General features: G+C 65.1%; 5 protein-coding genes. 2 read left to right on the top strand and 3 right to left on the bottom strand.

Features of this window, described 5'->3' with window-relative positions; genetic code table 11:
* Positions 1–21: 21 nt before the first annotated feature.
* The 3 genes from katG to Q0799_RS05770 all read right to left on the bottom strand — a co-directional run bounded on the left by katG (position 22) and on the right by Q0799_RS05770 (position 5,996).
* On the bottom strand, positions 22–2,196 hold the full coding sequence (katG, locus tag Q0799_RS05760; protein WP_298395573.1) for a catalase/peroxidase HPI: 2,175 nt from the start codon (positions 2,194–2,196) through the stop codon (positions 22–24).
* A 107-nt stretch (positions 2,197–2,303) separates the two neighbouring features.
* On the bottom strand, positions 2,304–4,688 hold the full coding sequence (locus tag Q0799_RS05765) for an ATP-binding protein (protein WP_298395576.1): 2,385 nt from the start codon (positions 4,686–4,688) through the stop codon (positions 2,304–2,306).
* 6 nt (positions 4,689–4,694) lie between these two features.
* Positions 4,695–5,996 carry an extracellular solute-binding protein gene (locus Q0799_RS05770; protein WP_298395579.1) on the bottom strand — a complete coding sequence of 434 codons (1,302 nt, stop codon included), beginning with the start codon at positions 5,994–5,996 and terminating at the stop codon, positions 4,695–4,697.
* A gap of 132 nt (positions 5,997–6,128) precedes the next feature.
* Here Q0799_RS05770 and Q0799_RS05775 point away from each other — a divergent pair, with 132 nt between their 5' ends.
* Together Q0799_RS05775 and Q0799_RS05780 are read left to right on the top strand one after the other, a co-directional pair.
* Positions 6,129–8,450, top strand: coding sequence for an acetate/propionate family kinase (locus Q0799_RS05775; RefSeq protein WP_298395582.1), 2,322 nt, complete (start codon positions 6,129–6,131; stop codon positions 8,448–8,450).
* A 92-nt stretch (positions 8,451–8,542) separates the two neighbouring features.
* Entirely contained in the window at positions 8,543–9,415 is an 873-nt protein-coding gene (locus Q0799_RS05780) for a PhnD/SsuA/transferrin family substrate-binding protein (protein ID WP_298395585.1), read from the top strand.
* The last annotated feature ends 2 nt before the right edge of the window (positions 9,416–9,417 follow it).

The following is a 9,417-nucleotide window of genomic DNA, read 5'->3' on the forward strand; positions in this document are numbered from 1 at the left end:
TGTTCGGGCGGATGTGGCGGATCAGGCCAGATCGAAGCGGTCGGCGTTCATGACCTTGGTCCAGGCGGCGACGAAGTCACGGACGAACTTCTCCTTGTTGTCGTCCTGGGCATACACCTCGGCGTAGGCACGCAGGATCGAATTGGAGCCGAACACCAGATCGACACGGGTGGCCGTCCATTTGGTCGTGCCGCTCTGGCGGTCGACGATGGCGTAGCTGTTGCGGCCGGTCGGCTTCCAGGCGTAGGCCATGTCGGTCAGATTGACGAAGAAGTCGTTGCTGAGCGCGCCGACGCGGTCGGTGAAGACACCGTGGCGGCTGCCGCCGTGGTTGGTGCCGAGCATGCGCATGCCGCCGACCAGGACCGTCATTTCATTGGCGGTCAGGCCGAGCAACTGGGCACGGTCGAGCAGCATTTCCTCGGCGCTGACCGCGTAATCCTTCTTCAGCCAGTTGCGGAAGCCGTCGGCCAGCGGTTCGAGCACGGCGAAGGAGTCGACGTCGGTCATTTCCGGCGTCGCATCGCCACGGCCCGGGGCGAAGGGCACGATCACGTCGACCCCGGCGGCTTTCGCTGCCTGCTCGACCCCGACATTGCCGGCGAGCACGATCACGTCGGCGACGCTGGCGCCGGTCTGGGCGGCGATGCCTTCGAGCACGGCCAGGACCTTGGCCAGGCGTGCCGGCTCGTTGCCTTCCCAGTCCTTCTGCGGGGCCAGGCGGATGCGGGCACCGTTGGCGCCGCCACGCTTGTCCGAACCACGGAAGGTGCGGGCGCTGTCCCAGGCGGTCGCCACCAGGTCGCCGACCGACAGGCCGCTGGCGGCGATCTTCGCCTTGACTGCTGCGACGTCGTAATCGCCGTTGCCGGCCGGCACCGGGTCCTGCCAGATCAGGTCTTCGGCCGGCACATCCGGACCGATGTAGCGCGACTTCGGGCCCATGTCGCGGTGGGTCAGCTTGAACCAGGCGCGGGCAAAGGTTTCCGAGAAGTAAGCGGGGTCGGCACGGAAGCGCTCGGCGATCTTGCGGTACTCGGGATCGAACTTGAGCGCCATGTCGGCGTCGGTCATGATCGGCTTGCGGCGGATCGTCGGGTCTTCGACATCGACCGGCATGTCTTCCTCGGCGATGTTGATCGGTTCCCACTGGTGGGCGCCGGCCGGCGACTTCTGCAGCCACCAGTCGTACTTGAACAGCAGTTCGAAATAGCCGTTGTCCCATTGCGTCGGGTGCGTGGTCCACGCGCCTTCGATGCCGCTGGTCACGGTGTCGCGGCCGATGCCGCGGCTGCTGTGGTTGTTCCAGCCCATGCCCTGCTCTTCGAGGTCGGCCGCTTCCGGCGCCGGGCCGAGATTGGCGGCGCTACCGTTACCGTGCGCCTTGCCGACGGTATGGCCGCCGGCGGTCAGGGCCACGGTTTCCTCGTCGTTCATCGCCATGCGGGCGAAGGTGACGCGCATGTCCTGCGCCGTCTTCAACGGGTCGGGCTTGCCGTCCACACCTTCCGGGTTGACGTAGATCAGGCCCATCATCACGGCGGCGAGCGGGTTTTCCAGGTCGCGTTCGCCGGAGTAGCGGCTGCCTTCACTGCCGGTCGGTGCCAGCCACTGCTTTTCCGAACCCCAGTAGATGTCCTTTTCCGGGTGCCAGATGTCCTCGCGACCGAAGGCGAAGCCGAAGGTCTTCAGGCCCATCGACTCGTAGGCCATGTTGCCGGCAAGAATCATCAGGTCGGCCCAGCTGAGCTTGTTGCCGTACTTCTTCTTGATCGGCCACAGCAGGCGGCGGGCCTTGTCGAGGTTGGCGTTGTCGGGCCAGGAATTGAGCGGCGCGAAACGCTGGTTGCCGGTGCCGCCACCGCCACGGCCGTCGGCGATGCGGTAGGTGCCGGCCGAGTGCCAGGCCATGCGGATCATCAGGCCGCCGTAGTGGCCCCAGTCAGCCGGCCACCAGGGCTGGCTGTCGGTCATCAGGGCCTTGAGGTCGGCCTTCAGCGCCTCGACGTCGAGCTTCTTCACTTCCTCGCGGTAGTTGAAGTCGGCGCCCAGTGGGTTGGTCTTGCTGTCGTGCTGGTGCAGGATGTCCAGGCTCAGCGCCTTGGGCCACCAGGCCATGTTGTTGGTGGACACCGAGCTGGCGGCGCCGTGCATGACCGGGCATTGACCGGTGGATTTCGCTTGTTGGTTTTCCATGGCTCTCTCCTTGTGTAGTCGCGGGTTCGTTGAAGCAACGAAGTCATACTAGGAGAGATGGTCGGCCCCGGCCAATTGTATTGACCGATTGCATTCATAGGGTGCGGCTATGCGCTGCCGGCGGACAACCAGTGAAACACCTTGTCGAACAGCAGCCGCGGCACGACGGGCTTGCCAAGATGGTCGTCCATGCCGGCTTCACGGCACAGACGGCGGTCTTCCTCGAAGACATTGGCGGTCATGGCGACGATCGGCGCCAGCCGGCTCGCTCCCTGCCCCGCACGGATCGCCCGGGTCGCCCCGGGCCCGTCGAGATTGGGCATCTGCATGTCCATCAGGATCAGGGCATAAGGCTTTTCCGCCGCCATCGTCACCGCCTGCACGCCGTCCGCCGCCAGGTCGACGTTCAACCCGGCGCCGGTAAGCAGTTCGCGGATCACTTCCTGGTTGATCGGCTCGTCCTCGACCGCCAGGATGTCGCTGCCGGCGAAGCGCTGACGCAAGGCCATCTCGGAAAACTCCTCGGCCAGTGCCACCGCCGTTGCCTCGTCGGCGCTCGCGGCAGCTTCGGGCAGGCAGACGGTGAACCAGAAAACGCTGCCCTGGCCGGGTTCGCTGTCGACGCCGATCTCGCCGTGCATCAGGCTGACCAGTCGCCGGCAGATCGCCAGGCCCAGGCCGGTACCGCCGTAGCGGCGGGTCATCGAGCCGTCGGCCTGTTCGAAGGCGGAGAAGATGCGGGCGCGTTCTTCGGCGGCAATACCGATTCCCGTGTCGCTGACGGCAAAGCGCAGCGCCACCCCGGCCGGTGTTTGTTCCCCGGCGGTGATTTGCAGCGAAACCTCGCCATGATCGGTGAACTTGACGGCATTGCCGAGCAGGTTGATCAGGATCTGCTCCAGGCGCAGCGGGTCGCCCATGAAGTGCCGGCCGGCCAGGGTCGGAGCAACATCGAAACGGAGCAGCAAGCCCTTTTCCTCGGCCTTGAGGGCAAACAGTGCCGACAGGTTGTCGAGCACCGCAGCGAGCCGGAACGGCGCGCATTCCAGCGACAGGCGTTCGGCCTCGATCTTGGACAGGTCGAGAATGTCGTTGAGCACCCCGAGCAGCCGCTGTGCCGAGCGTTGCGCCTTGTCCAGCAGATCCAGGGGCTTGGCATCGACCAGATGCTTCCGTGCCAGCGCGATCATGCCCATGATGCCGTTCATCGGCGTGCGCAACTCGTGGCTCATGTTGGCCAGAAAGATGCTCTTGGCACGATTGGCCGACTCGGCCATGTCCTTGGCCGCCTGCAGTTCGCGGGTGCGTTCGGCAACCATCTGTTCCAGTTGCGCCTGGTACTCGCCAAGCGCCGCCTGCGACGCGGTGCGCACGGTAATTTCCTCCTGCAGGCGGGCGTTGGTTTCGGCCAGCTGCCGGGTGCGCTCGACCACCCGCTGCTCCAGTTCATCGCGTGCGCTGCGCAGGCTGTCGGTCATCTGGTTGAACGATGCCGCCAGTTCGCCGATTTCATCCCTGACCGTCAGCGCCGCCCGTTCATGCAGGTTGCCGTGGGTGATCGAGCGCGTCGTGCCGATCAGGCTGAGGATGGGCTGCAGGATGGAGCGGCGCAGACTGGTGGCCAAAACGCCCGCCGCCAGCAGGATGATCAGGAACACCAGCACCATCAGCCCGATCGAAGCCGGAATCAGGCGCTGGATTTCCACCCGCGTATCCTCGCTGACCTGCAGGGTGATGGCATGCAGCCGGGAAGCGGTCTCGGCCAGGCGATTTTCGCTTGCGGCCGTCAGGCGGCGGTAGCCCTGGTAGCTTTCAAAACTGTTGACGTAGTCGCTGACATCCTGCAGCAGGCGGTAAAGCTGGCGCTGCGTCTCACGGTCGGCTGGCTGGCGGGAAGCAGACGAGCGCAGGCGCAGCAGCGTCTGCTGGATGTCGGCGAGCCTGCCGCCCTCTGCCACCGACCCGGCCAGTTCGGTTTCCTGGCCATGCCACTGCAGGCTGAGCACCAACCGGAGGACGTCGTCAAAGCCCTGCCGGTCGCCGGCCGCACGCTGGCGGATGCCGGGATCGGCAATCGCCGCCTGCGTACGCCGGCCGAGTTCGCGGACCCGGCTTTCCAGCGCCGCCCGCCGGTCGCGTTCGACGACGTATTTCTGGAACTGCAGCCGGTAATCGTCGATCAGCGGCAGGATGGCGGCGAAACGCTCGCGGCTGTCCGGCATCGCTGCCAGCCGCTGATGGGCAATATCGAGCGCGGCAAAGGTCTCGTTTTCCGCATGGCGGGAATGCTGGCGGACGAACTGATCGGTCGCGTCGCGGATGCGCAGCATGTCGTCCATCAGGCTGGCCACGCTCTCCTGCAACCTGACCTGGCCGGCGATGAAATGCGCCGTATATACCCCGACCATGGCGTTGATCGCCACCAGCAGGATCAGGATGGCAAAGCTGAGATTGATCTTTTGCCGGAAACCGGGGGTTCGGGTGAGCTTCACGAAAGGTCAGTCCCCTTGCCCGGCGAAATGCCTGCGGGCGTCGTCATTCAACTGCCGGACGATCTGCGGATAGGCATCGGGAAAAGCGAGGAAATCGGCAAAGGCGTTCAGTCCCGCTTCCGCCACCGCCGGCGGCGCCGCCAGGTCGAAGGCGAAGGTGAAGATCGGACTATCCTGGATTTCGTCGCGGACTCGCCGCTGGATATCGCTGTAGGCGGTTTCGGGCACCTGCCGGTTCGGCGCCAGCGCGCCCGAGCCCTGGCTGAAAGCCTGCTGCGCCTCGACGCCGGCCAGATAGGCCATCACCTGCCGTGCGCCTTCGGGATTGGCCGCCCGCCGGGGCAGGATCAGGCCGTCGATCGGCCCCATCGCCACCTTGGGCAGGGTCGGATCGATGACCGGGAAGGGGAAGAAGTCGAAATCCTTGCCAGCCACCCAGCCGTGGGCCGGATTGGTGAAGTAGCCGATACTCCAGGTGCCCATCAGGGTCATCGCGGCTTCGCCGCGGAACAGCATCTCGTTGGCCCCGCTGTCCCAGGCCAGGTTGTTGGGATGCGGATCGCGGTTGAAGTATCCCTTGTCGACCAGCGTTTTCCAGCGCGCGAAAACCGCAGCAACCCGCGGATCGTCGAAACCGGCCCGGCCGGACATCAGTGCCTGTCGGAATTCGTGGGGCGCCGTGCGCAGCAGCAGGTAATCGAACCAGAACTGGGCCGGCCACTTGTCGCGGGCGCCCAGTGCAATCGGCGTCACCCCGGCGGCCTTGAGGGCGGCGCAGACGGCCAGGAACTCGTCCCAGTCGGTCGGCGCCTGCAGGCCATGCGCCTCGAACAGCCGCTTGTTGTAGAAGAAACCGATGAAATGCTGGGTCAGCGGCAGGAAGTATTTATGTCCCTGATACTCGACCGCGGCGTCGATCAGCGCCGGCGAAAAGCGTTTGTCGAGCTGCGCCTGCTGCCAGATGTCGTCGATCGGCGCCAGGTGCTCGACCAGCGACGCCGTCCGCGCCCCCGCCCAGTAGGAATAGAGATCGGGCGGATTGCCGGCTTTCAGCGTGTCCTGGATGCTGGTCTTGAACGCTTCGTGATCGAGCGAGACCGCCTTCAAGGCGTACAACTGGTTCTGGCCGTCGAAGGTCCGGGCCATTTCATCGACCCCGCCGCTTAACGAATCGGTGAAGTAGTGCAGGAAGGAAACACTGCTGCGCGGCGCCTCGACGGTCCTGTTTTCCCGGGAATCGCAAGCGGCCAGCAGGCCAAGCAAAAGCAGCCAGAAAAGCTTGGGAATACGCGCGGACAGGGTATGCATGCCAAGGGTTCGGTGGGTCGACAGGACATAGCATGCCACGAAGCCCGGCAGAATTCGTCGGCACCTTTGCTGCGCCGCAACAAAATGGTAGTCTAAGCACCATAAAATCAGCGTTACCACGCGGAGCACAGCATGAGCGAAATCGATCTCAAACGTTTCTTCCTCGAACAGGTTCCCCTGTTCGCCAGCTTCCCGGCCGATCAGGTCGAGGAAATCGTCATCAAGTCCCGGCTCGCCACCTTCGAGGGCAACGAGGCCATGCTCGAAACCGGCGACGAAGGCCAGGCCATCGGCGTCATGATAAGCGGCCACGCCGAAATCTCGACCTCGGACAACACCGGCACCCGCACCGTCATCGCCCAGCTCGCCCCCGGCGACGTCTTCGGCATCATGGCGGTACTGACCGGCGACCGGATCAGCGCCGACGTCATCGCCGGCAACCGCTGCTTCGTGCTGATGATCCCGCAGGAGGTGTTCACCAGCCGCGTGCTCAGCAATCCCAAGGCCATCGTCTATCTGTCGCGCCTGCTCGCCGAACGCACCCGCGCCATGAGCAGCGACACGCATGCCGCCGGTGCCGGCGGCACCGCCAAATCCGACGATCCCTACGCGCTGTCGCTGACCACCAGCCGGCCGGGCAAGGTCGTCGCGCTCAATGTCGGCATCAGCCAGATCCATTTCGGCATTTACGACACCCAGGAAAGCGGCGCCGACATCCACGGCATCATCGACAACGCCGACAAGCAGCACGCCCGCATCACGGTGATGGTCGGACCGCAGCGCCAGACCATGGAGCATGCGCCGTTCAAGCTGTCCGACCTGTTCAAGGTGATGAGCGAAGCCACCGCGCTGCTCGGCCCGGCCTTCACCTTCCACCCGGAAGACGTCACCGCCATCGGCCACCGCGTCGTCCATGGCGGCAACAAGTTCTCCAGCTCGGTCGTCATCACCCCGGCGGTGATCGCCGACATCGAGGAACTGGCCGTCTTCGCGCCGCTGCACAATCCGGTCAACGTCGCCGGCATCCGCGTCGCCCTCAAGCATTTCCCGAACGTGCCGCAGGTCGCCGTGTTCGACACCGCCTTCCACCAGACGCTGGCGCCCTACGCCTACCTCTACGGCCTGCCCTACGACCTGTACAAGCAGCACGGCATCCGCCGCTACGGCTTCCACGGCACCTCGCACCGCTACGTGTCGCTGAAGTCGGCGGAAGTGCTCAAGCGTCCGCTCGGCGAACTGGAAATCGTCTCCTGCCACCTCGGCATCGGCGCCTCGCTGTGCGCCATCGACCATGGCCGCTCGGTCGATACGACCATGGGCATGACCCCGTCCGACGGCCTGATCATGCCCAGCCGCTCCGGCAGCATCGACCCGGCGGTGATGATCCACCTGATGGAACAGCACCAGATGTCGCCCGAGCAGCTGTCGACGCTGATCAACAGCGAAAGCGGCCTCAAGGGCATTTCCGGCATTTCCAGCGACATCCGCGAGATCGAGGCCGCAGCCGCCGAGGGCCATCACCGCGCGCTGCTCGCGCACAAGACCTTCTGCTATCAGGTCAGGAAGAACATCGGCGCCTACGCGGCGGCGATGGGCGGCATCGATGTCCTGGCCTTCACCGGCGACGTCGGCGAAACCAGCGCCACGGTACGCAGCCTGGCCTGCCAGGGCCTCGGTTACATGGGCATCAAGCTCGACGAGGACAAGAACCGCAATCTCGGCAAACTCGACTCGCACGCGGTCATTTCGGCCGACGATTCGCCGGTGCAGATCCTCGTCGTCGCCAACGACGACGAACGCCTGGTCGCCTGGGAAGCCCTGCGCGCCATCGAGCGCAACCAGTTGCTGCTGGAAGCCAGGGCCGAAGACACGCCGGCCATTCCGGTGGAAATCTCGGCCCACCACGTCCATCTGTCGCAAGCCGACGTCGAGGCGCTGTTCGGCCCCGGCCACCAGCTGACGCCGATGCACGAACTGTCGCAACCCGGCCAGTACGCCTGCGAGGAAAAAGTACATCTGGTCGGTCCCAAGGGACGCATCGCCAACGTCCGCGTGCTCGGCCCGACGCGTAAGGAAACCCAGGTCGAAATCGCCATGACCGAGCAGTTCAAGCTCGGCGTCCAGCCGCCGATCCGCCAGTCCGGCGATCTCGCCGGCACCCCCGGGCTGACGCTCGAAGGACCGCACGGCAGTACCCAGATCGAACGCGGCGTGATCTGCGCCCAGCGCCACATCCACATGTCGCCGGAAGACGCCCTGCGCTTCCGCGTACGCGACAACTATGTCGTCCGCGTCCGCGTCGAGGGCGAGCGCGAACTGATCTTCGGCGACGTCGTCGTCCGCGTGAACCCGGCCTTCCGCCTGGCCATGCACATCGACACCGACGAGGGCAACGCCGGCAACATCCGTACCGGCATGCTCGGCTACATCGAGGAAATCCAGAGCCGCGCCTGAAATCCCGGAAGAATCGCCGGCGCTTGCCTTAAGTCAAGGCACGCCGCCGGTTTGGGTCTAGAATATTCGTTTTGGGATTTTGCCTAACTCGAATGCCAGACCGACTGCAGGCCCGCCTCCGACGCCAGATGCTGCGCATCGCCGCAGTGTTCTGCCTGTGGCCGGCGCTGGCGACGGCGCAACCGGAGACCCTGTATTTCGCGCCGTTGCCGATGGAGCAGCCGGAAGAGGTGGTCAAGCAGTTCAAGCCCATGCTCAATTTCCTGGAAAAGCGGCTGGGCGTGCGCATTGAAATCCGCTATTCGACCTCCTACGCGGAAATCCTCGAACGTTTCCGCACCGGCCAGATCGACCTGGCCTACCTCGGCCCGCTGCCCTACATCACCCTGCGCGACAGCTACCCACAGGCCGAACCGCTGGTCCACTTCCTGGAAAGGGACGGCCAGGCCACCTATTCCTGCGCCCTCTTCGGTAGCGACCAGCCGCTGCCGAAACCCATGCGCGACAAGACCTTCGCGCTGACCCAGCCGCTGTCGACCTGCGGCTACCTGGCCGTCGACGCGCTCCTGCGTCAACGCGGCGAGTCCCTTGCCCAGCAACGCTACCGTTATCTCGACAAACACGACGAGGCGGTCCTCGCCGTGGCCCGCGGCGACTACGATTTCGGCGGTGCCAAGACCAGCATCGCCAGGAAATACACGCACCTGGGCATCGTCATATTCGGCGAAACCCCGCCGCTGCCGTCGTTCGCCCTGGTCGCCAACAGCCGGCGCCTGTCTGCCGCGCGCATGACGCAGTTGCGCCAGACCCTGGCCGAACTGGACCCGAAGGAGCGCGACCGGACCCTGATGAGCGAATGGGGAGGACAATTGCGCAATGGCGCGGTCAACGCAGCCGACGGCGATTACGACGTCCTGCGCCGCTGGCGCCGGCAGACCAGCATCCCGGAAAAAGGCAACTTCTGAGC

It is taken from the genome of uncultured Azonexus sp., assembly GCF_937982035.1.
Lineage (GTDB): Bacteria > Pseudomonadota > Gammaproteobacteria > Burkholderiales > Rhodocyclaceae > Azonexus.

Excerpts from the sequence above, each read along its gene's own strand:
- katG (WP_298395573.1), bottom strand. The coding sequence starts at position 2,196 with ATGGAAAACCAACAAGCGAAATCCACCGGTCAATGCCCGGTCATGCAC.
- Q0799_RS05770 (WP_298395579.1), bottom strand. The coding sequence starts at position 5,996 with ATGCATACCCTGTCCGCGCGTATTCCCAAGCTTTTCTGGCTGCTTTTG.
- Q0799_RS05775 (WP_298395582.1), top strand. The coding sequence starts at position 6,129 with ATGAGCGAAATCGATCTCAAACGTTTCTTCCTCGAACAGGTTCCCCTG.
- Q0799_RS05780 (WP_298395585.1), top strand. The coding sequence starts at position 8,543 with ATGCCAGACCGACTGCAGGCCCGCCTCCGACGCCAGATGCTGCGCATC.